Consider the following 25,308-nt stretch of genomic DNA (forward strand, 5'->3'; position numbering starts at 1 on the left):
GCACAGGGGGGCGCAACGCCGCTGTTGCGCCCTCCCTTCTGCAAGGTCTCGACCTCGCCACCGTCATCCCGGCCCAGCGAAGCGCCGAGCCGGGACCGGAGAGCCGAAGTCGCAAAATTTCAGCGAGTTAACACCGATAGACCGAGACTCTCCGGTCCCGGATCTTCGCTTCGCTGCGTCCAGGAAGACGATGGAGGGCTTGTCAGCGGTCTGACGGCCCCATCGGTGTTGCGCCCTTCTTCGCTAGCGGGTCAGCCGCAGGTAGAGCTTGGGCAGCCGGTCGGGCAGCGCGGTCACGCGGTCGATCTGGATCACGTTCTGGCGTCCGAAGATCCGCGACAGATAGGTATCTCCCGTCCGGTCCAGCCCGACGCAGAACACGTCGATCCCGGCACCCGCCGCTTCCTGCACCGCCTTGCGCGCATCCTCCACCAGATGCTTCGGATCGCTGACGTCGATGTCCGACGGTTCGCCGTCGGTAATGATCAGCACCAGCCGGCGATGCGTCGCCATCGGCTGGATGTCGCGCGTGGCCATGCGCAGGGCCCCGCCCATGCGGGTCGACAGGCCCGGCCTCAGCCCCGCCAGCCGCGCCTTGGCCCGCGTGTCGAAGGCCTCGCCGAACCGCTTGATGCGGTGATAGCGCAGGTCCTCCCGGCCATCGGAGTGGAAGGCTGACAGGGCGAAGGGATCGCCGGCCTCGGCCATCGCAGCGGCCAGATGGGCTGCCGCCTCGCGAAGGATGGAGAATACCGAGACCGGCGAACCGTCGATCGTGTCCTTGGTGGATTCGGAGATATCCAGGAGCACGAGAACCGAAAGATCACGGGAATTGAGCGTGCGGGTCTCATAGACCCGCGTGTCGGGGGCGTGCCCCCCGGCCAGATCGATTCGCGCCCGAAGTGCGGCCTCCAGATCGAGCCGGTCGCCTTCGGCCTGACGGCGCAGCCGCACCGGCTGGCCCGCACGCGCCTGCCGGATCAGCGCACTGGTCCGCCGCAACAGATCGGGACGTTCGGACAGGAGCCGGTCGATGATCGCTGCCGGGGCCAACCGCGGCGGATGCTCCATCACCTGCACCCAGTCCGGCCGGTGCCGGTGACTGACCGGATCCCATTCCGGAAGCCGGCACAGCGGGAACGCCGCCTCCGGATCGGCTTCGGTCAGCCGCACCGGACTTACCTCATCTCCCCCTTCTTCGGTCCTGCGGCGGTCAGGCTCCTCGGTCTGCGTTTCCCGCTGCTCGATGCGCACGGAAATGGAAATCTCGTCCGGAGTCCCCTGTTCCTGGTCCGGCAGGTCAAACTGCCACAGACCCAGATTGTCATCGCGGTAGAGCGGCTGCACCGCATAGGTCTTGGAATTGAACTGCAGCCGCATCTGGCCAAGATCATTGCCGAGCCCGCTGCCGATCCGCCGGAGCACATCCGGGTCGTCCCAGCTGTCCCGCGCCTCGCGGAAGGCCGCGCGCCCCTTCTGCACGAAGGGATCGGGATCCTCGTGGTCGGGGTCCGCCAGGACTCGCGCCAGCCGCGCCAGCAGGGCTTCCGCCGTCCCGCCTTCGGCCGGCGCGGTATGGAACGGCAGCCATAGCCGGTTGAGCCCAGGGTACTGGTCAAGCGCCAGATGCTCGGCCCGCGCGTCCTCCAGCAGCGAGATCAGCGCGATCTGCAACGGCTTCAGCGCCCTGGCCGGACGCGGCCGCCCGGAATGGGCCAGATGCGCGCCGATGTGCAGCGCCGCGACCTTCATCAGCGTGACGGACGCCTCCCCCCGCACACCGCGATAAGCATCGGGCAGGAACAGGATGCGGCCATCGAAGCTGGACCGGCGGGCAGTCTGGGCACTGCCCGCCGGTGAAGGGCGGATCACGGGCTCGACCGACCAGAGCGCCGTGAACAGACCCTTGAGACGTGGCTCCAGCCGGGCGAGCGGCACATCGGCCGCCTCGCGCAGGAGGAGCGTTTCGGCACGCGGATCGCGGAAGGAAAACAGGGCCTGGCGCAGGTCTTCCCGGCCTGCCGCCAGGTCGATCAGCGCCCCGGCAAAGCCGGCAAGACCGCGTGCGCCCAGCCGGCCGAGCAGATGATCGGTCTCACCTGCCAGCGCGGCGAGGCTCTCCGGCGCGCGCTCGGCCACATCGGCGACCACCGCGAGCCAGACCGCGAGATCATCGCCATCGCTCAGCCAGCGCAGCGCGCGCGGCACCGCAGTCAGGACCAGCGTCGCATCGCCGCCACGCCCGCGTTGGCCGAGGTCGCCAGCCAGCTCCAGGAGCCGGATGAGCGGCTCCGCGCCGGCCCGGTCGAGCAGCGCCGGCGCTGCCGTCGCAAGCGCCCGCCGCTGCAGGCTCGCAGGCTGGAACCGGTCGCAGAAGGTGGCGGCCGCCCGCTCCAGCGCGGCCCGATCCTCCGCCGGCACGCGCACCGTCAATCCGGGCAGCAGCCGGTCCGCCGCGGATCCGGCAGACGCCGCAAGGGTCAGCGGGTCCGGCCTGTCCGCCTCTGCCAGTTGGGTCATCCCGGCCACCTTCTTACTGGCACGCCGCAATGGCGTCCGTCAGGCTGGCCCGCAGGTCCGGGTCGTCGGTGATCGGCAGGACCAGCGCCATCTGGCAGGCGGCGGTGAGCGAGATGCCGCGCACCATCAGGCGACCGGCCTGGATCAGCATGCGCGTCGAGGCGCCTTCATCAAGGCCATGGCCCTTCAGGTTGCGCGAGCGGTCGGCGACCTTCACCAGAAGCGTGGCCGTTACCTCGTCAATGCCGGCCTCGCGTGCCACGATCCGGGCCTCGCGCGCGGCATCAGGATAGGTGAAGTCGAGCCCGACAAAGCGCTGCTTGGTGGATTCCTTCAGGTCCTTCAGCACGCTCTGGTAGCCCGGGTTGTAGGAGATCACCAGTTGGAAGTCGGGATGGGCCCGCACCAGCTCGTTCTTCTTGTCGAGTGGCAGGATGCGCCGGTCGTCGGTGAGCGGATGGATGACGACGGTCGTGTCCTGCCGCGCCTCGACGATCTCGTCGAGATAGCAGATCGCGCCGTGGCGCACCGCCAGCGTCAGCGGGCCGTCGTGCCAGACGGTGCCGTCCGCATCGAGCAGGAATCGACCGACCAGGTCGGAAGCGGTCATGTCCTCGTGGCAGGCGACGGTCACCAGCGGCCGGCCGAGCCGCCAGGCCATGTGCTCGATGAACCGCGTCTTGCCGCAGCCAGTCGGCCCCTTGATCATCACCGGCTGGCGCAGGGCATGGGCGGCGGTGAAGAGGTCGATCTCGTCCGCCTGCGGGGCGTAGAAGGGTTCGTCGGCAAGGAAATACGGCGCAAGGACCATTGTCTGGCTCACTCTGTATGCAATCTTGAAAAAAGAGGCCGGCGGCGGATGGGTCGCCGCCGGCAAGTCCCATCAGCGGTGGACAGGGGTCTTTTCGTTCGGGATGCCGTCAATCGGGCACTCGGCCGTTCCGGCAGTGGACCGGGTCATGGCCTCGACCATCTCGCGGGTGCCTTCCGGATCACTGATCCACTTCTGGTAGAAGTCATAGGGGCAGGCCGCGACGCCCTTGGAGCTTTCACCGGAGTTGATCATGCCGGTGTAGCCACGGTGGACGAGCTTGTAGAGGTGGTTCTGCGACTGCATGTTGCGCCGCGCGTCGCGGATCATCGAGACGGAGAGCTGCGCATACTGGATGCCGTAATCCTCCTCGCCACACTCGCCAAGCGTACGGCCATCAAAGCCGACGATGGCGGAGTGGCCGAAGTAGGAATAGACGCCGTCGAAACCGGCCGCATTGGCCACCGCCACATAGACGTTGTTGGCGAAGGCCATGGCCTTGGAGATGATGATCTGCTGCTCCTTGGCCGGGTACATGTAGCCTTGGCAGCGGACGATCAGCTCGGCGCCCTTCATGGCACAGTCGCGCCAGATTTCCGGGTAGTTGCCGTCATCGCAGATGATCAGCGAGATCTTCATGCCCTTCGGGCCTTCCGACACGTAGGTGCAGTTGCCCGGATACCAGCCCTCGATCGGCACCCACGGCATGATCTTGCGGTACTTCTGGACGATCTCGCCCTTGTTGTTCATCAGGATCAGCGTGTTGTAGGGCGCCTTGTTCGGGTGCTCCTCGTGCCGCTCGCCGGTCAGCGAGAACACGCCCCAGACATTAGCCTTGCGGCAAGCCTCCGCGAAGATGGCGGTTTCCTCGCCCGGCACCTGCGAGGCGGTCTCGTACATCTCCTTGCTGTCATACATGATGCCGTGGGTCGAGTATTCCGGGAAGATCACGAGATCCATGCCCGGCAGCCCGATTTTCATCCCTTCGACCATCGCCGCGATCTTGCGGGCGTTTTCGAGCACTTCCGCCTTGGTATGCAGGCGGGGCATCTTATAGTTGACCACCGCCACGCCGACGGTGTCGTTGCTGCTGGAAATATCGCCGTGATGCATGCTGGTTCCTCCGGTGGGTGAATGCGGGACCCTCGCGTGTCGTTGAAATCAGGCCTGTTCGCCTCACACCGCCATGTGGCGGTGGATGAGGTCGTCGGTCAGCCCTGCGATGGGTCCGGAAGCGACCACGCGTCCCTTTTCGAGGATCGCGAAGTCGGTGCTGGCGCGCCGTGCGAACGGGATGTTCTGTTCCACGAGCACGATGGTGATGCCGAAGCGCCGGTTCAGCGACAGGATCGCCTCCTCGATCAGTTCGACGATGTTGGGCTGGATGCCCTCCGCCGGCTCATCCAGCAGGATGATGCGCGGGTCGGTCATCAGCGCCCGGGCGATGGCCAGCTGCTGCTGCTGGCCGCCCGAAAGGTTGCCTCCGGCGCGGCTGCGAAACTCGCGCAGGATCGGGAACATGTCGAAGACATGCGCCTCCAGTTCCTTGCCGCGGTCGCTGGTGCGGGCAAAGCCGCCGAGCTGCAGGTTCTCGTAGACAGTGAAGCGCGGCAGGATGCCTCGTCCCTGCGGCACGTAGCCGATGCCGGCGCGTGCCCGTTCATGCGTCGCCATCCGGTTGATGTCCTGACCATCAAGGCGGATCTCCCCCTCGGTCCGGTCGAGGAGGCCAAGCATGGCGCGCATCAGCGTCGTCTTGCCGACGCCGTTGCGGCCGAGCACCGACAGAAAGGCACCTGTGCCCACGCTCAGGTCGATACCCTGCAACGCGCGCGAGTTGCCGTAGAAACCATCAAGTTTGCTGATCTCAAGCACTGTGGCCCCCCATCGAACCGAGGTAGACTTCGCGCACGCGCTCGTTGGCGCTGATCTCGTCTGCCGTGCCTTCGGCCAGCAGCGAGCCCTGATGCATCACCGAGAGGACGTCGCCGATGTCGCGCACGAAGCCCATGTCGTGCTCGACCACGATGATCGTGTGCTTGCCTTTGAGGCGGTTGCAGATGTCGGCAGTCTTGCGCGTTTCCTGCGCCGTCATGCCGGCGGTCGGCTCATCGAGCAGGATCAATTCGCTGTCCTGGGCGAGCAGCAGGGCGATCTCGAGCCACTGCGTCTGGCCATGCGAGAGATTGGCTGCCGGTTCATCGAGCTGGTCGGCAAGCCCCACGAACTCCGCCAGATGTTCCAGCCCGTCGCCGGAGTTCCCTCGCCGGAAGAGATTGGCGAAAACACCGGGCTGACGGCACAGCGCGACTTCCAGATTTTCGCGCACCGACAGCTGGCGGAACACGCTGGGGACCTGAAACTTGCGACCAACGCCGGCCCGCGCGATCTCGAAGTCTTCCATTGTGGTCAGATTTTTGTCGCCCAGCCGGATCTCGCCGCTGAGCGCCCGGGTCTTGCCACAGATGAGGTCGAGCGCAGTGGTCTTGCCGGCGCCATTGGGGCCGATCAGGCAACGCAGTTCGCCCTTGTTGACACTGAGGTTGAGATTGTTGACCGCGCGAAAGCCGTTGAAGCTGACGCAGAGATCGACAAGTTGCAGATGCACGGCGCTCATGACTTGTCTCCTGTCTTGGAGGCGGACACCTCCGCGAGCGCAGGACGCAGGGCAGCGCCCTCGCTGCGCCGAGATGACTGCGCGAGGCGATTGCGAATGAGGGTGACAAGACCAGCGAGGCCATTGGGCAGGAACAGAACAACCAGGACGAAGGTCACACCCATCACCAGCGTCCAGCTTTCGAGGAAGGCTTCGCTTTCGGACAAGGCGCCCTGCATGCCGGCAATCAGGATTGCGCCGAGGAGGGCTCCGAGGAGGCTCTGGCGACCGCCGACAGCACACCAGATGACGATGGACAGCGACAGCGGCACATCGAGGAAGGTCGGCGAGGCGAACTCCATCACCACCGTATAGAGCATGCCCGCCAGACCGGCGACGGCCGCCGAAACGGACATGGCGAGGATCTTGAACACTGCCACGTCGTAGCCGAAGAAGCGCACGCGCCGTTCGTCATCGCGGATGGCCTGGAAGATCAGCCCGGCCTTGCTGCGGGTCACAGCCAGACAGGCAAACAGCGACACCGTCAGGCAGGTGGCAACGAGGTAATAGGTCGAGGCTGAATAGGCATCAAACACAAGGCCGAACAGCTCCAGCTGGGCCAGGTCCGTGATGCCGTTGAAGCCGCCCGTGTAGCTCTGCAGGTCGATGATCAGCAGGTTGCCAACGACCAGCGCGGCCAGGGTGATGATGGCAACAAAGACGCCCGTGACCCGGCCGCGAAACATGAACCAGCCGAGCAGCGCTGCGATCAGCACCGGAACGAGGATCCCGGCGATGATCGCAAATGGCATCGACTGGAACGGGACCCACGCAAGCGGCAGGCGTTCCACGTTGTTCCAGACCATGAAGTCCGGCAGGCCTTCAGAGCCAGTGTGCACCGGAACCGTGCGCAGCTTCAGCGCCATGGCCATGCAATAGGAACCAAGACCAAAGCTCAGAGCCTGGCCGAGGTTAAGGATGCCGGCATAGCCCCAGGACAGGGCCAGCGCCATGGCCACCATGCCCAGCACCAGATAACGGGCGATGCGGTTCAGCAGGAAGTCATCGTCGATGCCGAGCGGCACCAGGAAGATCAGCAGGCAGACGGCGGCATAGGTGGCAATCTGCAGGCGGCCGATGAGGACGGAGTCCGATCGTCCTGGGGAAGAAAGAGACGCACGTGTCATGGGATCAGCTCCGGACCTTGGTGACGAACAGGCCCTGCGGGCGGAAACGGATGAGGACGATGATCGCAAGCAGCACCAATGCCTTGGCGATCGTGTCGTTCGACACATAGGCGAGCGAGCCGGACATCTGGCCAAGCAGCGCAGCACTGGCGACCGTGCCGAACAGGCTCTGTACGCCGCCGAGGACGACAACGAAGAAGGCGTCGACCACATAGGCTGCACCCATTTCCGGGCTCACGCTTTTCAGCGGCGCGACCAGCGCACCAGCGAGACCGGCAAGGCCCGCGCCATAGGCAAAGGTCAGGCTGTAGACCTTGTCGGCGTTGACGCCGAAGCACATGGCGGTGTTGCGATCCTGCACGACAGCGCGCAGCCGCGTGCCGAAGGAGGTGCGGAACATCAGTGCCCAGGTCGAGGCAAACAGCGCGGCGACGAACAGGAAGACAAAGACGCGGTAGGACGAAACGCTGACGCCGAGGATCGACACTGTCCCGGAAAAAACCTCCGGCATGCCGACGTAGCGCAATTCGCCGCCAACCGTCAGGCGGATCATTTGCTGCAGCACCACGCCGATGCCCCAGGTTGCCAGCAGCGTGTCGAGCGGCCGGGCGTACAGAAACCGGATCACCCCGCGCTCGGTCGCCCAGCCGAAGGCGCCGACCCCGACAAAGATGAACACGAGGCTGGACAGGAGATCCAGCCCGAACACGCTGTTGAGCGCCCAGGCGCCATAGGCCCCCAGCATGACGAACTCACCATGGGCCATATTGATGACGCCCATGGAGCCGTAGATGATCGCGAGACCCAGCGCGACGAGCAGCAGGATGGACCCGATGCTGAGGCCGGTGATGACTTGTTGAAGAATGAAATCCACGGGCGTGCTCCCTCGCCAGCCGCATTGCCTCTCGAACGCCCCGCCTCATTCCCCGGCACGGAAGAGCGCCGGGGAAACAGGGGCTTGTCTCTCGCCGGAGAACCTTCGCTCAGCTTTCCTTGAGGCCATCGGCCGTGCAGGCCTGGCCCGGATAGGCAGCGTAGGGGTTCGGCGCGATCCATTCGGGGAAGCTCTCCAGCACCTCGAACTGGCCATCCGACTTCGCCATGGCGATCTTCGGCCAGAGGTAGGTGTGCAGGTTCTCCGGCTCGATGCGGATGCGGCCCTGCGGCGCGATCAGTTCCTGGCCCTTGACGGCCTCGCGGATCGTCGGCGGGTCGATCTCGCTGCCCGCCAGCTTTTCGACAGCCTGCTTGAACAGGTAGACCTGGAAGTAGGACGGCTCGGACACGAAATGGGTGACCTTGTCGTCGCCCCAGCGGCGCTTGTAGGCCGCCACGAATTTCTCGTTCTCCGGCGACTGGTGCACCATGAAGTAAGGCGCGGAGGTGAAATGTCCGGCTGCCGCTTCACCGCCCATGGCCGCGACTTCGTTTTCGGACGTTGTCAGGCTGGCCATCGGCATCTTTTCCGGGTCGAGACCGGCCGCGCGGTACTGGCGGTGCAGGGCCACCACGGAATCGCCGACAACGGTCGAGAAGATGACGTTCGGCTGCGTGCTCTGGATCTTGTTGATCACCGAAGAGAATTCGGAATGGCCGAGCGGCACGTATTCCTCGTTCACCACCTCACCGCCGAGCTTCTCGAGCAGCTTCTTGCAGTAATTGTTCTCTTCCTTCGGATAGATATAGTTCGAACCGATCAGATAGAACTTCTTGCCGAATTTCTGCACCAGCCAGGGGATGAACTCGTCCTGCTGCTGGTTCGGCACGGCGCCGGTGTAGATCACGTTCTTCGAGCATTCACGGCCTTCGTAGAGGGTCGGATACCAGTAGAGATTGTCACGCCTCTCAAAGACCGGCAGCACGGCCTTGCGGCTGGCCGAGGTGTAGGAGCCGAACACCGACACGCACTTGTCGCCAACGACAAGCTTGCGCGCCTTTTCGGCGAAAGTGGCCGGATCGGACGCCGGATCCTCGACGATCGGCACGATCTTCATGCCGTTGATGCCGCCGGCGGCATTGATCTCCTCGATCGCCAGCAGCGTCGCCTTGTTCAGAGACTCCTCGATGATGCCCGTCGTCCCCGTCAGCGAGAACAGGACACCCACCTTGATCTCGCCATTGGCGGCGCGCGCCAGTGACATGTTCTTGTTCCAGATGTGCGGGAACCCGGTTGCGGCAAAGGCGCCGGTGGCGGCAATGCCTTTCAGGAAACTGCGTCTTCTCATGGTCATGCAACCCTCCGGTCGGAAATGCGAAAAGCCCCGCGCTGACCGCCTTGCAGGCGGACGGCGTCGAGGCTCCCTTGCCATCGCTTTTTTGTGGGCGGACAACGCCGCGGACATGCAGGACCGAATTCTGACGACACAGGTTCGCCAAAATAAAAAACCCCGCGAACTGACCTTGAGAGTCAATTGCGGGGCACTTATGCCTGCATTTCGGGACGGCCTCGTTGCCATCTGCCGAGCGTTTGTTACGCTCGATTAAATGTTACCCAAGCAATTCCTGTGAGTCAACGATTGCGTTGGCGATTGCTCCGATAGAAACACGTTTTGACATCGCCTGACGCCGCAGGAACTGATAGGCGTCTTCTTCGCTCATGCCTTTGCGATGCATGATGATCGATTTGGCCCTTTCGACGCTGCGCATGTTCCGCAGGTTCTCGTCCAGCTTGTCGATCCGTCCCCGCAGCCGCTGTTCATAGCGGAAATGATCGCGCGCCAACGCCAGCGTGCATTGCAGGGTCAGGGGATCGACCGGCAGGACGAGGACGCCATGGGCCGCGGTATCGCGCAGGAGCTCAGGCCGGAACGGCGCATTCTTTGGCAGGAGCGCGACAAGCGCGGATTCCGGCTCTCCAGGCAACCAGGGCACACGCGTCGGCAGATCCTCCACCAGATCGCACAGCAGCATGTCGTATCCGGTCGGCAAGGTCGCCGGAACCGGCCAGACATGTTGCGGCCGGGCCCGCAGCTTCTGCAATTCGCGGATCAGGGCATCGCCTTCGGCGGTTCGCTCTGTGATGACGCCGATGCTGACATCGGCAAAGGGAAAGGTCGTCTGTCCGGGACGGGCGACCGGACGTCCCTGGGGCGCAGGGGCCACAGACCGTGAGGACAATGACAAGAGGCTGCGGCGTCCGCGTCCATCCCCGTCTGTCAGGCTTGGCCCCCTGTCGAAGCCGTTTGTCGGTCTCATGCTCATCAGATCCGCTCTTCCGGTTCAAGCATAGGCAAGGTTCCGTGCGTAGCCGATCAGATAGGGATCGGCCTTCACCCGGCTTGGCGATTCATAGACAAGATCAAACTGGCCCTGCCGGTTCGCCTTGCCGATCCGGGTCCACAGATCCGTGTGACCACAGACGGGATTGACGGAAATATTGCCCTGCGGCGCGTCATATTCCGAACCCATCACAGTGTTGCGCAGGATCTCGGTATCAAGGGAGTTGGTCTCGGCCAGTGTCTTGGCGAAGACGTGCACCTGAAAATAGGCCGCCTCCAGGCACATGTTGGTCGACTGATCCTCGCCATAGCGCTTCTTGTAGAGCTGGACGAAAGATGAATTGCGGGCCCCGTCGATCCCCTGGAAATAGGGAGCCGCCGTGACATGGCCTTCTCCGACGTCGAAGCCCATGGCCTGGATCTCCGCTTCCGTCGTCGTCAGGCTGGCGATGGGCATGACTTTCGGATCAAAGCCCATGTCGTGATAGGTCTGGTACAGGAAAATCGTGCTGTCGCCGACGACGGTCGAGAAGATGACATCCGGCTGGGCGGCCTTTACCTCGCGCAGCAGCGGCTGGAATTCTGACCGGTCTGCCGACAGGCGGACATAGCGCTCGCCAACCACTTCACCGCCGCTGTTGGCGACCAGCTCGCGCATGATACGGTTGCTTTCGCGCGGATAGACATAATCCGAGCCGATGAAGAAGAAGCGCCGGCCATACATCTCCATCAGCAGCCGGCACAGCTCAACGCTGTTCTGATTGGGCGCGGCGCCCGTGTAGATCACGTTCGGCGAGAACTCGAAGCCCTCGTACAGTGTCGGATACCACAAGAGGCCATTCAGCCGCTCGACCACCGGAAGCACCGCCCGGCGGCTGGAGGACGTGTAGCACCCGAACATGGTGGTGACGCCGTCCTCGATCATCAGCTTCTTGGCGCAACGGCCAAAGGCACGGGCTTCCGAGCCCGGATCATAGATCACCGGTTCGATCGGACGGCCATTGATGCCGCCAGCTGCGTTGATTTCGTCGATGGCCGTCAGCGTGCCGCGCAGCTGCGTTTCCTCGATGACGGCCATGAAGCCGCTTTGGGAAAACAGCACCCCGACGCGCCATGGGGCGGACGTCTGTTCAGATCCTCTCACCTTAATCCCCTCGTCTGCTGGTCCTGCCTCGGTTCACCCAAGTCATCCATGCCCGCAGTGCAAGTCGTAGGCCAGTCTATCGCCGGCCTTTGCCCCACCTCATCGACATTTCGCCCGATCCTCTGACAGGATGACAACCGGAACGAAAGACGCGCGACCAGCAGGAATAGTCCTGCCAGCATGCGACCTTGCGCAGGCGTCAATGGCGGATCAGGTCCGCCGGATCAGCAATGTCTGAGACGTTACGCGCACTCTATTCCCCTCAATGCCCTTTTTGGGCACCCGTTTTCGGGCCTTTATTAGTCCAGCTTCCGCAAATTGGCAGGCGAACCAGCTCCACCCGCCAATTCATTAACATGCTCACGAATTGAGCAGTTCTTTCAGCTTTTCGTCAAGGAACTTTACATCGACCGGGCTTGTGCCCGGCCCGCCAGCGAAGTGACCCCAGACAGATTCAAATACGATCAACTTGGCATTGGGCATGTGCGCCACCTCGAACTCGCTGTCCTCCGGCGGAAAGTACAGGTCGGTCCGGCTTGGCATGACATACGCCTTGGCCTTGATTGCCCCGAGCGCCTTGCGGAAATCGCCATTGTAGAGCTCGTTGTCGCTGATGTCGCCGTTCTGCCAGGTCCACAGCATGGTGAGCAGGTTGTTGGCGTCCTTCGGCAGGAAGAACCCTTCCCAGAACGCGACAAGGAAATCCTCCAGCGAGGAATAGCCCAGCGCCTGAAGATCCAGTTCCTGGCGATAGAAGGCCTGGGAGAAGCCCCAACCGGCATAGACGCGGGCCATGGCGCGCAGGCCCTTCTCCGGCTTCTTGTCGCCGTACCAGCCGTTGTTGAAGGCCGCATCTGCGGTGAGTGCTGCCTTGACGCCTTCCAGGAACACGAAATTGTGCCGAGAGCATTTGGCCGAGCCACAGAAAGGCGCGATCCGCTCCACCATGTCGGGATACATCGCCCCCCAGTGGAACGTCTGCAGTGCCCCCATCGACCAGCCGGTCACCAGCGGCAGCTTGGTGATGCCGAAATGCCCGGTCACCAGCTGGTGCTGGGCACGCACGTTGTCATAGGCGGTGATCTGCGGAAAGCGCGAGGCGTTGTAGGGCTCCGGCGTGTTGCTTGGCGAGGATGACAGGCCATTGCCCAGCATGTTGGGAATGATGATGAAATACTTGTCCGGATCGAGCGCCATGCCCTTGCCGATCAGCCATTCGTTGTCGGGATGTTGGCCCGAATACCAGGTCGGATAGACGATGGCATTGTCCTTGGCCGGCGACAGCGTGCCGAAGGTCTTGTAGGCGAGCTTGGCACCCCGCAAGGTCGCCCCCCGCTGCAGGCGGAAGTCTCCCAGATCATACAGCTTATAGTCGACGCTCATGAAACTCAGTCCCCTTTGGTCTTTCTTGATCTGGCCACCGGGGCCACCTGCGAGGGCGCCCCGGCAGCAAACTCATTGGGCCTAGGCCGTCTGCGAAACCCGTGCCTGAGCAATCACCGCATAAGCGATGCCACCTGCCAGGCCGGCACAGATGGCCGTGGACAGATACGGTGCGTAAAACTCGACAACGAAGGCGACCAGCGAGCCGATGATCCAGGCGAGGAACGCCTGACCGCGCCAGTCCTGGTCGATCACCGCCGGGCGGCGAAGGACATACTGGTCAACGATGATGATGGCACCGATCGGCGGCACCAGAATGCCGAGCAGCGACAGCCATTCAATGAAGAAGGCCCAGACGTTGCCGGCTGCGACCACAATGCCGATGGCGCCGAGAACCACCGCCATGATGCGCATGTGGCTCGACAGGATGCGCGACCAGCCGGTTGCCGCATTGTAGAGGCAGTGGGCGCAGACCGAGCCGAGGTTGCAGTAGAGGAACAGGAACGCCAGCACGCTCAGGAAGCCGATCTGCTTGGCGTTCATGTAGCCGAACATATTGTCGGCCCCGAACGGATTGGCATCCGGCACGGCGAGCGCGGCCGTCGTCACGCCGCCCACCAGCATCGCCGCAAGGTTGGCGAAGGGGAAGGCGCTGAAGGTCGCCACCAGCGAACTCTTGCTATCGGCCGCCCAGCGGTTGAAGTCGGCCGTCACCGTGCCCGCATCGATGAACAGCGCGATCACCACCGTCAGGCCGACGCCCATCGACATGGTCGCCACGCCATTGTTGCCGGCATAGGCATAGATCGCATCCCAGCTCGTCGTCGCTGCGGCGTCGAACATGACATAAAGGCCAAGAATGATAAAGGCAGGCACCGACACAAGGCCGATGGCATGCAATCCGCGCACGCCGACGAAAGTGATGCCGATGTAGAGCACGCCGGCCAGCACGGTCATCATCACGTAATTGAGGTCATAGGCGGTGCTGATCAGCGCGCCGGTGATCCCGGTCTGCACCGCATACCAGCCGAGCAGCAAGGTCGACAGCAAGCCCGAAGCCAGCACATAGCCCTTGCGGCCGAAGACGACGCTGGCCATCAGTGCAAAGTTGAAGCCGGTCTTGGTCCCGAGCAGCCCCAGCAACCCGACATAGACCAGCATGATGAGATTGCCGACGATCATCGCCGTCAAAGCATTGGCAAAGCCCATGCCCAGCACCAGCAATGAGCCGGTCATGGCCCCGGTGATGATCATCGGAAAGCCGATCCACACCGTGGTGATCGAGAACATGCTGCGCCGCGCCGCCATGGGCACTGCAGTGTGTTCGTATTCCGCTCCAAGCACGTGGTCGACTTCGCTTTCCACGGCTTCCACATTCTGCGTCAGTTTTGACATGCGACTCCCCTCTCCTGTTCGTCACAAGCCATATTGCGGCGAGGTCAGCCGGGCTCGTTCGGGCACGACTTCCTCGCCCCCGGCACCGGTTCTTCAGACCCAGAAACGCAAAAAGGCCTCCGCATGGCTCCGCTAAGGGAGACATGAGGAGGCCTTTTTGCCTGCGTTTTTCGTCCGGCGCCGGTGCCGGGGCCTGGTACTTACCCAGGCAAGCATCAACGATAATGTGCGGCCGTCCCGGTGTCAATTGCGGGGATTACCGCTATTTCGCCTTCGCAGCTGCCGCAAGGAACTGCGTAGAAACACGGTTGCCCACGACGCAAAACCACAGCACCCTGTCGGCCGGACGAGACAGGGTCTGCTATAACAGATCCTGCATCCTAACCAACGCGCCGAATGGCGCTGTTCTTGAGGAAAACAGGGAGGACTATCCATGCGCTTCATGTCGCGCGCACTTGCCGTTGCCGCCGTTGCCGCCACTGCGCTCACCGGTGCCATGGCCCCGGCCAAAGCTGAATTCATCAACATCCTGACCGGTGGTACATCGGGCGTGTATTATCCGCTTGGTGTTGCGCTCTCCAAGATCTACGGCGAAAAGATCGAGGGCGCGCGTCCTCAGGTTCAGGCCACCAAGGCCTCGGTCGAAAACCTCAACCTGCTGCAGCAGGGCAAGGGCGAACTGGCTTTCGCACTGGGCGACAGCGTCAAGCTGGCCTGGGAAGGCAATGCCGATGCGGGCTTCAAGGCTCCGCTCGACAAGCTGCGCGGCATTGCCGCCGTCTACCCGAACTACATCCAGATCGTCGCGTCCAAGGACAGTGGCATCACCACGCTTGAACAGCTCAAAGGCAAGTCGCTCTCCGTCGGCGCCGCAAAGTCGGGCACCGAACTGAATGCCCGTGCCATCTTCCAGGCTGCTGGCCTGATGTACACGGACCTTGCCAAGACCGAGTACCTGCCCTTCGCCGAATCCGTCGAACTGATGAAGAACCGCCAGTTGGACGCAACGCTGCAGTCGGCCGGCCTCGGCGTTGCCTCGATCAAGGACCTGGCAACCTCCGTCCCGATCAATGTCGTCGCCGTGCCTGAAGACATCGTCGCAAACCTCGGCGCGCCTTATGTTGCCGCAACCATTCCGGCCGGCACCTACCAGGGCCAGGAAGGCGACGTGTCGTCGGTGGCTGTTATCAACTTCCTCGTCACCCATGACGGTGTTTCGGAAGAAACCGCCTACCAGATGACCAAGCAGCTGTTCGAGAACCTGCCGGACATGGTCGCGGCGCATGCTGCCGCCAAGGCGATCAACCTGGAAAAGGCTCAGGATGGCATGCCGATCCCGCTGCATCCGGGCGCCGAGCGCTACTACAAGGAAAAGGGCCTGATGTAATCGGGCCTGTTGGACCAGGTGAAACCTTGGCACTCCCTTCCTCTGGCAGACGCCGGGGGAAGGGAATTGTCGTTGATGCCTCAGGCCAGACAAGACCTCTGAACTCGATCCTCCCAGACCCCATTCACGGACACCAGCGTGACCAGCAAGACCGACACCGCGCCAGCCGCGCATGACCCGCATTCCATAGGCTTTCCGAAGACGACAGAAGGCCGGTTGCTGTTCTGGATCGCCGTCGCCTTCTCGGCCTTCCAGATTGCCACTGCCGCCCATGTCATCGACATGCCGAGCCAGGTTGTCCGGGCGATCCATGTCGGCTTTCTGGGTGTTCTGGCCTTTCCGCTGATCGCTGCGGCCCGTCATGCCGCTCCCGCTTTCAGGGGCATTGCATGGCTTCTGGCTGCCGCCAGCGTCAGTGTGGCTGCCTATCAGTGGATCGACTATACGGATTTGCTCATTCGTGCAGGCGATCCCTTGCCGCGCGATATCGTATTCGGTGTAATTGCCATCGCCATCGTGTTCGCGGCAGCCTGGGTGATGATGGGCGCGGCCTTGCCGTTCATCGCAGGTCTGTTTCTGGCCTATTGTCTCTTCGGTGAATATCTGCCGGCCCCGCTCGACCACCGCGGCTATGACTTCGCTCAGGTCATCGAGCATATGGCCTATGGCACGGAAGGCATCTACGGCATTCCGGTCTATGTCAGCTCCAGCTTCATCTTCCTGTTCATCCTGTTCGGCTCGTTCCTTGAGCGCGCCGGCATGATCAAGCTCTTCACCGATGTCAGCCTCGGACTGGTTGGCCATGCCACGGGCGGCGCTGCCAAGGTATCCGTCATTTCCTCCGGCCTGATGGGCACGATTTCAGGGTCCGGCGTTGCCAATGTCGTGACCACCGGGCAGTTCACGATTCCCCTCATGAAAAGCTTCGGCTACCGGCCGGCCTTCGCTGGCGGCGTCGAGGCCACCTCATCCATGGGTGGCCAGATCATGCCGCCGGTGATGGGCGCGGTCGCCTTCATCATGGCCGAGACACTTGGCGTGGAATATTTCGAGGTCGTCAAGGCCGCGCTCATTCCGGCCATCCTGTACTTCGCCTCGGCCTTCTGGATGGTGCATCTGGAGGCGGGCAAGCGAAACCTGCGCGGCATGGCCAAGTCAGAGTTGCCCTCTGTCTCCAAGGCCCTCAAGCAGGGCTGGTATCTGATCCTTCCCCTGGCCGTCCTGGTCTATCTTCTGTTCGGCGGCTTCACCCCGCTGTACGCCGGCACCATCGGCCTTGGCCTCACGGTCCTGCTGATCCTTGGCGGTTCTGTCGCGCTCGGCCTGCCCTCCCAGGTCATCCGGATCCTCTTCTGGATCGGCCTCGGCCTTGTCGCAGCCGCCTTCTTCCAGTTTGGCATCAAGGTCATTCTGGCTGCCGTTGTGATCCTCGTTGCCATTTGTGCCTTCTCGCGCGGCGGCCGCCAGACGCTGGCCGACTGCCGCGACAGCCTTGCAGATGGTGCCCGCTCCGCGCTTCCGGTCGGGGTCGCCTGCGCCCTTGTCGGCATCATCATCGGCACCATGACGCTGACAGGCGCCGCCAACACCTTCGGCCAGTTCATCGTCAGTGTCGGCCAGAACAGCCTGTTCCTGTCGTTGCTCTTGACCATGGTCACCTGCATCGTGCTCGGAATGGGCATCCCGACCATCCCGAACTACATCATCACCTCGTCCATTGCCGGGCCCGCGCTTCTGGAACTCGGCGTACCGCTGATCGTCAGCCACATGTTCGTGTTCTACTTCGGCATTCTCGCCGACCTGACACCGCCCGTGGCCCTTGCCTGCTTTGCTGCCAGCCCGATCGCCAAGGAAAGCGGCCTGAAGATCTCCTTCGAAGCGATCAAGGTGGCTGCGGCCGGCTTCGTCATCCCCTTCATGGCCGTCTACACGCCGGCCCTGATGCTGCAGGATGGCGGCGCACTGGCAAGCGCCATCGGCTACGGACCGGCCGTCGCCTATGTCGTGGTGAAAGTAGCTTTCGCCATCAGCCTGTGGGGGGCTGCCGTAATCGGCTGGTTGGGCGTTCCGCTGGCTCTGTGGCAGCGCGCCCTTGCCATGGCGGCGGCGTTTACACTCATCGCCGCCCTGCCGATCACGGATGAGATCGGCTTCGCCCTGGGCTTTGCCTTTGCCGCTATCGTCTGGTTTGCCAACCGCAAGGCGGGCAAAACGGCATGAGCGCCTGCCTGATGGCGGGCACGCTGGTGCTCGCCATCTCCGGCTCTTTCACGCTAAGTTGGACCCATTCGGTCGAAAAGACCGGCTGGGAGGAAACCTGGGACATGACCCCGGCGGGCCTTGTTGTCCGCGAGGCCCGTGTCCGGGGTTCCGGTGCGGGCATGGAACCGGGCGACGGCGCACGGCTCATCGACGGCTGGTGGGTCTGGACCCCGTCCCTGCCGCCGCAGACCGCATTGAACCTTGCCGCATCCGGCGCAACCGGCAGCGACTGGCACCTCTGTGCCGATGGCACCTGCCACGACCTTGGCACCACAGCCTCAGACGCGATCCACATCAGGCCTTGCCCGTGAAGCGGATCATTCGCCCGCGCGCTTACGTCACCAGATCGCGCTGGTAGATCCAGTCGTGGTCAGGATGGTTCTTGAAGCGCCACTTGCGCAAGGGACCCGCCATCACGTTGAGATAGTACATCTCGTAGCCATAGGGCGCGCCGCAGGGGTGGTGACCCTTGGGCACCAGCACCACGTCATGGTTGCTTACAGCCATGGTCTCGTCGAGCGCGCCGTCTTCCGTAAACACCCGCTGGATGCCGAAGCCCTGCGCCGGGTTGAGCCGGTGATAATAGGTCTCTTCCAGATAGGTCATGTCGGGGAAATTGTCCTCGTCATGCCGGTGCGGCGGATAGGACGACCAATGGCCGGACGGCGTGAACACTTCCGTCACCAGCAGGCTGCCGGCCACATCCCGCCCTTCCATGGCGATGTTGTGGATGTAGCGGGTGTTGGTTCCCTGCCCGCGGCTTTCCAGCGTCAGCCCCTCGGGGCCGAGCAACTGCACCGGATGGGTGGACTGCCCCGGCGCGATGCAGACCGCCAGCGTCAGCGCCGTTGTTGCCCGAACCTGCCATTCCGACTTGTCGGGCACGTAGATGCAGGCCGGCGGCAGTTTCTCGAACACGTCGAGCCGCAGGCCAAGCTCGCCGAAGGACTGGCCCCCGGCGCTCACCTCAGCCCTGCCCTCGACCAGGACAAGGATCGCCTCGCGGCCTCCGGTCGCCTCGCGCACCTCCTCGCCCGGCTCCAGGCGGTAAAGGTCGAAGCCGACATAACCCCAGTTTGCAGCCTCGGGCGTGATGGCGTGGACCTTGCCACGGATGCCGGTCGGCCGGCGCAACAGGTTGGTCATGACTTGTCTCCCGTGTCTTCCGTCTTGGGCTTGTAGTTCGCCACCAGCATCCAGGCCGCATAGGCGGCAACAGCAACGAAGAACACCGCCCAGCCCGTCGCACCGGTCCAGGCCTCCACGCCGGCCCAGGCCAGCGTCACCCCGACAATCGCAAGGCGCCGCCACAGCGGCCGGTAGAAGGGATGATCCGGGTCGATGATCTTCATCAGGGTCTCTTTGTTGGACGGGAACACGTCGACAGAGTGCTCCAGCTATAGCAACACGCGAGGCCGCACGCTTCACATTTCCCCTTGAAACGACCCAGGGCCCATGAGCCGTTTGAAGCACTGCGACCTCGATCAAGGTACCAGCTTGACTGTCTTGCTTGGCCTGTCAGCTCCCCTCCCCCTCGTGGGGAGGGGTTGGGGGTGGGGGGAAACCTCTCCAACGAGCGGAAAGGCAATTGGATGCAAGCGGTCGTTCCCCTTGATCAGGCTCTCCAGGATGAAGAGCAATCATTGCGCGATGAGCTCGCTCAAAGCCCCCCACCCCTTACCCCTCCCCACGAGGGGGAGGGGGGCTGAGGCGCTTCGGCTCATCCACGCGCAAGGCTCACGTGCGGCGATCCAGCCCCACGTCCTTGGCCAGCGCCTTCAGCGCCTTCAGCCCCATGCTCTGGTACTCGAAGGGGATGCGGACACTCGGGTCCTGCTCAGCCTCGATCACCAGCCAGCCTTCATAGCCATGCGCCGCCGCCGTGGCCAGAACCGGGCGGAAGTCGACGCCGCCCTCCGGGTCACCCGGCACGGTGAAGACGCCACGCCGCACGCCCTCGAGGAACGACAGCCCCTTCTCGCGCACCTGGCGCATGATCGCCGGGCGCACGTTCTTGGCGTGGAGGTGCCGGACGCGGGCCATGTGGCGCTCGGCCACCGCCGCCGGATTGCCGCCGCCGAAGTAGCAGTGACCGGTGTCGAACAAGAGCTTCGTGGCCGGGCCCGTGGCTCCCATGAACAGGTCGATTTCCGCCTCGCTCTCCACCACTGTGCCCATGTGGTGGTGATAGACCAGCGTGACACCTTGCTCGGCCGCGAAGGCGGCAAGCGCCTCGACACCATGGCCGAAATCGGCCCACTCGGAGGCCGCCAGCACCGGTTTGTCGTTCACCGGCACGGCGTCATTGCCATGGATGGCGTTGGAGGTTTCGCAGGTGATGATCACCTTCGATCCGACGGCCTTCAGGAGATCGAGGAACGGCTGCATGGCCGCCTTCTCGTCCGCGATGGAGTTGGTCAGCAGATTGAGCGAGTGCCAGCCGGAGATGTATTTCAGGCCGCGTCCGCCCAGTTCCTTCGCAATACCCTCCAGCGTCACGGGCAGCTTGTGGCCCTTCTCGATGCCGTCGAAGCCGATCTTCGCGGTTTCATCCAGGCACTGCTCGAGCGAGATATGCGCGCCGAGCGTCTGGTCGTCGTCGTTGGACCAGGCGATGGGATTGGTGCCGTAAAGGATCATGGCTCAGTGTCTTTCCTGCAGCTTGCGTTCGTAATTCTCGCGGGCCGCCCGCACCTCGGCGCGGGGGGAAACTTCCGGAACCGCCACATCCCACCAGTGGCCGCCATGCGGGGTGGACGGATAGGGGTCGGTGTCGATCACGACCACGAAGGGGCCGGTCGCCGTCTTTGCCGCGGCGAGTGCGGCCTCCAGCTCCGCGATGGAGCCGGCCTTCACTGCCTTCGCCCCCATCGCACCGGCATGGGCGACGAAGTCAATATGGCTCGGATTGGCGTGGATCGTGTGGTCGAGCAGATTGTTGAACTCGGCACCCCCGGTGCCCATCTGCAGCCGGTTGATGCAGCCGTAGCCCCGGTTGTCGGTGATCACGACGGTGATCTTCTGGCCGAGCATGACGGCGCTGGCCAGCTCCGAGTTCATCATCATGTAGCTGCCATCGCCGACCATGCAGATCACGTCCCGGTCGGGCTCGGCCATCTTGATGCCCAGCGCGCCGGCGATCTCGTAGCCCATGCAGGAGAAGCCGTATTCCATGTGATAGGACATGGGACGCGAGGCCTTCCACAGCTTGTGCAACTCGCCCGGCATGGTCCCGGCCGCACACATCACCACCGTGTCGGGCCCGGCCGCCCGCTGCACGGCACCGATCACCTGTTGATCGGTCGGCAGGCCGTTGGCCTCGCCCACTGGGGCAGCTGTCAGCGGATCGACCTTGGCAAACCATGCCTGCTTCAGGCTTTCGGAAATCTCCGGGCCCTGATGCTGGCCGAGACCGGCGCTCAGTTCCTCAAGACAGACGCGGGCATCACACTGCAGCGGCACCGCGCCATGCTTCATCGCGTCATAGGCCGCCACGTTGATCGACACCAGTTTGCGCACCGGATTGCGGAACAGGCCCCACGATCCGGTGGTGAAGTCCTGGAACCTCGTGCCGACGCCGATCACCAGATCAGCTTCGTCCGCGACACTGTTGGCGCTTTCGGCCCCAGTTACGCCGACGGGACCGAGGTTCATCGGATGATCCCACGGCAGGGCCGACTTGCCGGCCTGACTTTCGACCACGGGAATGCGATGGCGGGCGGCAAAGCGGGCCAGAGCCTCAGCGGCGCCGGAGTAATGCGCGCCGCCGCCGGCCACGATGACGGGCCGCTTGGCCGCGCAGATCAGGCCGATGACCTCGACCAGTTCGCTTTCGTCCGGGCGGATCCGGCGCTGGCGCCAGATGCGCGGCGCGAAAAATTCCTCCGGCCAGTCATAGGCTTCCGCCTGCACGTCCTGGCAGAAGGCGAGCGTCACCGGGCCGCAGTCGGCCGGGTCGGTCATCACCGCCATGGCGCGCGGCAGCGCGGTCAGAAGCTGTTCCGGCCGGGTGATGCGGTCGAAATAGCGCGACACCGGGCGGAAGCAGTCATTGGCGCTGACGGTGCCATCGCCGAAATCCTCGATCTGCTGCAGCACCGGGTCCGGGCCCCGGTTGGCGAACACGTCACCGGGCACGAACAGCACCGGCAGGCGGTTGACGTGGGCAAGTGCTGCCGCCGTCACCATGTTGGTCGCACCGGGCCCGATGGAGGAGGTCACCGCCATGGCCCGGCGGCGGCCGAGCTGCTTGGCGTAGGCGATGGCGGCATGGGCCATGCCCTGCTCGTTGTGCCCGCGATACGTCGACAGCTCGCTGCGGATGCCGTGCAGCGCCTCGCCGATCCCGGCCACGTTGCCGTGCCCGAAAATGGCCCAGACGCCGGCGATGAAGGGCACGCCGTCTTCGGTCATCTGCCGGGTCAGCCAGCGGACCATCGCCTGCGCGGCGGTCAGTCGGATCTTGCTCATGCTGCCACTCCCTGCGCTGCCCGCGCCTTGTCCCAGGCGGCCGACAGCTTCGCGAAATTCGCCGCCATCAGCGCGACGGCACTCTTGTCGTCGATGGCGCCTGTCAGCCAGGCCCGCGCGGCCTCGCTGTAGATGGTGCGTCCAACCGCAAAGCCCTTGACGAGGTCATGCCGCGCGGCCTCCTCGAAGCAGGCCATCAGCTCGGCCTCCGGCGCGTCGAGCCCCAGCACCACGATGCCGCGCACATGCGGATCATGGCCCTTGATCATGGCGCAGGTCTTGGCCCACGCTTCAGCCGAGCGCATCGGCTCGAGCTTCCACCAGTCCGGATAAATCCCCAGCCGGTAAAACCGGTCGATGATCTCTGCGGTCGTGTCGTCGTCCACCGGCGCGACCTTGGAGGGAATGACTTCCAGCAGGAACTCCAGTCGGTTGCGGCGGGCGGCCGCATAAAGCCGCTGGATCACGGCCTCCTGCTCGGCCCACATCGCAGCATCATCCTGCGGATGGCAGAAGCACAGCACCTTGACCACGTGATCGAGCGGCCATTCATCGAGCCCACCGAGATCCGCACCAAGATCAGGCTCCAGCGTCAACGGCCGCGACCCCGGCCATTCCACCGGACGGCCAATCCAGAGCCCCCTGCCGGTCGCCTTGTGCAGCGCCGAGCGGCCGAGCCGGCCATCGCACAAAAGGCCATAGCCCTTGCGTCCGCTGGCCACCCGCTCGACGGCATCCAGACACAGCTCCTTGAAGGCACCGATCTTCTCAGCCGTTGCCCCTGGCAGGTCTTCCATTTGCTTGCGATGATCAAAGGCAAAGACATGCATCTCGCTCCAGTCACCGCTGCGGGTCGTCGACCAGTGGATCTGCTCCAACTCCGCGTCCTTGCGCAGCGCGGGCGTGACGACGCCGCGCTTCAGGAAGAACTGCAGCTCCTCCCAGGAGGGATAGGCCGGCGTGCAGCCATGCCGCGACACGGCAAAGGCGCCGCAGGCATTGGCATAGGTGAGCGCCCGCACCCAGCTCTCGCCGTCAAGCCAGCCCTTCAAGAGGCCCGACATGAAGCCGTCGCCGGCTCCCAGCACGTTGAAGACCTCGATCGGGAACCCCGGACCGGTCTCCCCATCATCAAGACTGTCGGGAATGGCGCCGGTGAAGGCCACCGCCCCCATCGGCCCGCGCTTGCAGACGAGCGTCGCCCGGCTCAGCTCCCGGACCCGGCGCAGCGCCGCCACGATGTCCGTGGTGCCGCCGGCAATGTGGAACTCTTCTTCCGTCCCGACGATCAGGTCGAACAGCGGCAGATGCTGCTGCAGCCGCGCGGTCACTTGCTTCGACGCGATGAAGCGGTTCTCGCCGTCGCCGTGGCCAGACAGCCCCCACAGGTTGGGACGATAGTCGATGTCGAGCGCGGTCTGGCCGCCGGTTTCCCGCGCGATGCGCAGGGCCTTCAGCACCGCCGCCTCGGTGCGCGGATGCGACAGGTGCGTTCCCGTCGCCACCACGGCGCGTGCGCTGGCGATGAAGGCCGGATCGATGTCCGCCTCGCACAGTGCCATGTCGGCGCAGTTCTCGCGGTAGAAGATGAGCGGGAACTGCTTGTCGTCACGGATGCCGAGGATCACGAGGGCGGTGAGACGCTCCGGGTCGGTCTTGACCCCGGTTACGTCAACCCCCTCGCGAACCAGTTGCTCGCGGATGAAGCGGCCCATGTGCTCATCGCCGACGCGGGTGATCAGCGCCGACTTGAGGCCCAGGCGGGCGCTGCCGGCCGCCATGTTGGTTGGAGAGCCGCCAATGTATTTCTGGAAGCTCCCCATGTCCTCAAGCCGGCCGCCAATCTGCGAGCCATAGAGATCGACCGACGAACGGCCGATGGTGATGAGATCGAGGGTCTTGCTCATCCGCCTCAAGTCCTCAGCCTGTTACTTCGCTCAAGCTGACCGCCCGGCCTTCGGCCACGGACTTCAGCGCAGCTTCCGCGAGGGCGAGCGCCTTCAGCCCATCCTCGCCTGTGGTCGGCGGAACCGACTTCTCACCCACGGCCTTGATGAAGGCGGCAATCTCTGCCGCATAGGCCGCCGTGTAGCGGGTCATGAAGAAGTCCATCAGCGGCGGCTTGTGATAGCCGCTGGCGTTGGCGATCTCGATGTTCGCCTCACGCAGGTTCTCTGCCGCCACCAGTCCTTCCGACCCCAGCACCTCGATGCGCTGGTCATAGCCATAAACCGCGCGGCGGGTGTTGGTGATGATCGCCTGACGACCCGAGGCCGTGCGTAGGATAATGTTGACGCTGTCGTAGTCGCCGCGCTTGCCGATTTCGGCATCGACGAGGACAGAGGCCGAGGCCATCACCGTCTCCACTTCCTCGCCCAAGAGCCACCGGGCCACGTCGAAGTCGTGGATCGTCATGTCGCGGAAGATGCCGCCCGAGCGGGAGATGTACTCGTAAGGCGGGGGCGAGGGATCACGCGAGGTGATCGTCACCATTTCGACCTTGCCGATCTTGCCAGCATCAATCGCGCCCTTGAGCGCTGCAAAATGCGGGTCGAAGCGGCGGTTGAAGCCGACCATCAGCGTCGCACCGGTCTCCTTCACCACCTTGAGGCAGTTCTTCACCCGGGTGACATCCAGATCCACCGGCTTCTCGCAGAAGATGGCCTTGCCGGCGCGGGCAAAGCGCTCGATCAGATCGGCGTGGGTGTCGGTCGGGGTGCAGATGACGACGGCATCGACGTCGCCAGCGGCCTCGATCTCGTCGATCGTACGGATGGCACAGGAGTGAGTAGCTGCAAGGCTTTCGGCAGCAGCGGCAATCGGATCGGCAACGGCGACAAGCACCGCTCCTTCGGTCGACGCAATTGCCTTGGTGTGTACCCGGCCGATGCGGCCGGCGCCCAGGACTGCAAATCGCATGGTCATGTCAGTTGTT

The 25,308-nt window shown here is 63.9% G+C and carries 21 protein-coding genes; 3 read left to right on the forward strand and 18 right to left on the reverse strand.

The window, feature by feature from the left end:
- Positions 1 to 243: 243 nt before the first annotated feature.
- The 12 genes from ACTIFE_RS11360 to ACTIFE_RS11415 all read right to left on the reverse strand — a co-directional run bounded on the left by ACTIFE_RS11360 (position 244) and on the right by ACTIFE_RS11415 (position 14,254).
- A complete protein-coding gene (locus ACTIFE_RS11360; RefSeq protein WP_439529268.1) occupies positions 244 to 2,520 on the reverse strand; it encodes a VWA domain-containing protein in 2,277 nt (758 codons plus the stop codon).
- 13 nt (positions 2,521 to 2,533) lie between these two features.
- Positions 2,534 to 3,331, reverse strand: a complete 798-nt coding sequence (locus ACTIFE_RS11365) for a CbbQ/NirQ/NorQ/GpvN family protein (RefSeq protein WP_439529344.1) — start codon at positions 3,329 to 3,331, stop codon at positions 2,534 to 2,536.
- 72 nt (positions 3,332 to 3,403) lie between these two features.
- Complete coding sequence (locus ACTIFE_RS11370) at positions 3,404 to 4,444, reverse strand: aliphatic amidase (RefSeq protein ID WP_439529269.1); 1,041 nt, start codon at positions 4,442 to 4,444, stop codon at positions 3,404 to 3,406.
- A 63-nt stretch (positions 4,445 to 4,507) separates the two neighbouring features.
- Entirely contained in the window at positions 4,508 to 5,206 is a 699-nt protein-coding gene (urtE, locus tag ACTIFE_RS11375; RefSeq protein WP_439529270.1) for an urea ABC transporter ATP-binding subunit UrtE, read from the reverse strand.
- On the reverse strand, positions 5,199 to 5,948 hold the full coding sequence (gene urtD, locus ACTIFE_RS11380) for an urea ABC transporter ATP-binding protein UrtD (RefSeq protein ID WP_439529271.1): 750 nt from the start codon (positions 5,946 to 5,948) through the stop codon (positions 5,199 to 5,201). The genes urtE and urtD overlap by 8 nt, the downstream gene beginning before the upstream one ends.
- Positions 5,945 to 7,114 carry an urea ABC transporter permease subunit UrtC gene (gene urtC, locus ACTIFE_RS11385; protein WP_439529272.1) on the reverse strand — a complete coding sequence of 390 codons (1,170 nt, stop codon included), beginning with the start codon at positions 7,112 to 7,114 and terminating at the stop codon, positions 5,945 to 5,947. The genes urtD and urtC overlap by 4 nt, the downstream gene beginning before the upstream one ends.
- 4 nt (positions 7,115 to 7,118) lie before the next feature.
- Positions 7,119 to 7,988, reverse strand: a complete 870-nt coding sequence (urtB, locus tag ACTIFE_RS11390) for an urea ABC transporter permease subunit UrtB (protein ID WP_439529273.1) — start codon at positions 7,986 to 7,988, stop codon at positions 7,119 to 7,121.
- A 109-nt stretch (positions 7,989 to 8,097) separates the two neighbouring features.
- On the reverse strand, positions 8,098 to 9,345 hold the full coding sequence (locus ACTIFE_RS11395) for a transporter substrate-binding domain-containing protein (protein WP_439529274.1): 1,248 nt from the start codon (positions 9,343 to 9,345) through the stop codon (positions 8,098 to 8,100).
- A 256-nt stretch (positions 9,346 to 9,601) separates the two neighbouring features.
- On the reverse strand, positions 9,602 to 10,315 hold the full coding sequence (locus tag ACTIFE_RS11400) for an ANTAR domain-containing response regulator (protein WP_439529275.1): 714 nt from the start codon (positions 10,313 to 10,315) through the stop codon (positions 9,602 to 9,604).
- Between the two features lie 18 nt (positions 10,316 to 10,333).
- On the reverse strand, positions 10,334 to 11,476 hold the full coding sequence (locus ACTIFE_RS11405; RefSeq protein ID WP_439529276.1) for a transporter substrate-binding domain-containing protein: 1,143 nt from the start codon (positions 11,474 to 11,476) through the stop codon (positions 10,334 to 10,336).
- A 360-nt stretch (positions 11,477 to 11,836) separates the two neighbouring features.
- Positions 11,837 to 12,859 (reverse strand): alpha/beta fold hydrolase, encoded by a 1,023-nt coding sequence (locus ACTIFE_RS11410; RefSeq protein WP_439529277.1) that lies wholly within the window; start codon positions 12,857 to 12,859, stop codon positions 11,837 to 11,839.
- An 81-nt stretch (positions 12,860 to 12,940) separates the two neighbouring features.
- A complete protein-coding gene (locus ACTIFE_RS11415) occupies positions 12,941 to 14,254 on the reverse strand; it encodes a purine-cytosine permease family protein (RefSeq protein WP_439529278.1) in 1,314 nt (437 codons plus the stop codon).
- Positions 14,255 to 14,687: 433 nt separating this feature from the next.
- Between ACTIFE_RS11415 and ACTIFE_RS11420 the strand changes: the two genes are divergently transcribed.
- The 3 genes from ACTIFE_RS11420 (at position 14,688) to ACTIFE_RS11430 (ending at position 18,214) form a co-directional block, all read left to right on the forward strand.
- On the forward strand, positions 14,688 to 15,641 hold the full coding sequence (locus ACTIFE_RS11420; protein WP_439529279.1) for a TAXI family TRAP transporter solute-binding subunit: 954 nt from the start codon (positions 14,688 to 14,690) through the stop codon (positions 15,639 to 15,641).
- A 138-nt stretch (positions 15,642 to 15,779) separates the two neighbouring features.
- On the forward strand, positions 15,780 to 17,861 hold the full coding sequence (locus tag ACTIFE_RS11425; protein ID WP_439529280.1) for a TRAP transporter permease: 2,082 nt from the start codon (positions 15,780 to 15,782) through the stop codon (positions 17,859 to 17,861).
- On the forward strand, positions 17,858 to 18,214 hold the full coding sequence (locus ACTIFE_RS11430; protein ID WP_439529281.1) for a DUF1850 domain-containing protein: 357 nt from the start codon (positions 17,858 to 17,860) through the stop codon (positions 18,212 to 18,214). The genes ACTIFE_RS11425 and ACTIFE_RS11430 overlap by 4 nt, the downstream gene beginning before the upstream one ends.
- 22 nt (positions 18,215 to 18,236) lie before the next feature.
- Here ACTIFE_RS11430 and iolB read toward each other — a convergent pair whose 3' ends face one another.
- The 6 genes from iolB to iolG all read right to left on the reverse strand — a co-directional run bounded on the left by iolB (position 18,237) and on the right by iolG (position 25,298).
- A complete protein-coding gene (iolB, locus tag ACTIFE_RS11435; RefSeq protein WP_439529282.1) occupies positions 18,237 to 19,049 on the reverse strand; it encodes a 5-deoxy-glucuronate isomerase in 813 nt (270 codons plus the stop codon).
- Positions 19,046 to 19,255: a hypothetical protein gene (locus tag ACTIFE_RS11440; protein ID WP_439529283.1), complete on the reverse strand. Its 210-nt coding sequence runs from the start codon at positions 19,253 to 19,255 to the stop codon at positions 19,046 to 19,048. Before ACTIFE_RS11440 ends, iolB begins: the two co-directional genes overlap by 4 nt.
- 385 nt (positions 19,256 to 19,640) lie before the next feature.
- Entirely contained in the window at positions 19,641 to 20,543 is a 903-nt protein-coding gene (gene iolE, locus ACTIFE_RS11445) for a myo-inosose-2 dehydratase (RefSeq protein ID WP_439529284.1), read from the reverse strand.
- A 3-nt stretch (positions 20,544 to 20,546) separates the two neighbouring features.
- Positions 20,547 to 22,373 (reverse strand): 3D-(3,5/4)-trihydroxycyclohexane-1,2-dione acylhydrolase (decyclizing), encoded by a 1,827-nt coding sequence (gene iolD, locus ACTIFE_RS11450; protein WP_439529285.1) that lies wholly within the window; start codon positions 22,371 to 22,373, stop codon positions 20,547 to 20,549.
- Positions 22,370 to 24,280, reverse strand: coding sequence for a bifunctional 5-dehydro-2-deoxygluconokinase/5-dehydro-2-deoxyphosphogluconate aldolase (locus tag ACTIFE_RS11455; protein ID WP_439529286.1), 1,911 nt, complete (start codon positions 24,278 to 24,280; stop codon positions 22,370 to 22,372). Before ACTIFE_RS11455 ends, iolD begins: the two co-directional genes overlap by 4 nt.
- A gap of 13 nt (positions 24,281 to 24,293) precedes the next feature.
- The gene (gene iolG / locus ACTIFE_RS11460) at positions 24,294 to 25,298 is read right to left on the reverse strand and encodes an inositol 2-dehydrogenase (protein ID WP_439529287.1); all 1,005 of its coding nucleotides are present in this window, start codon (positions 25,296 to 25,298) and stop codon (positions 24,294 to 24,296) included.
- Positions 25,299 to 25,308 lie beyond the last annotated feature (10 nt).

The organism is Pannonibacter sp., from assembly GCF_051860505.1.
GTDB lineage: Bacteria > Pseudomonadota > Alphaproteobacteria > Rhizobiales > Stappiaceae > Pannonibacter.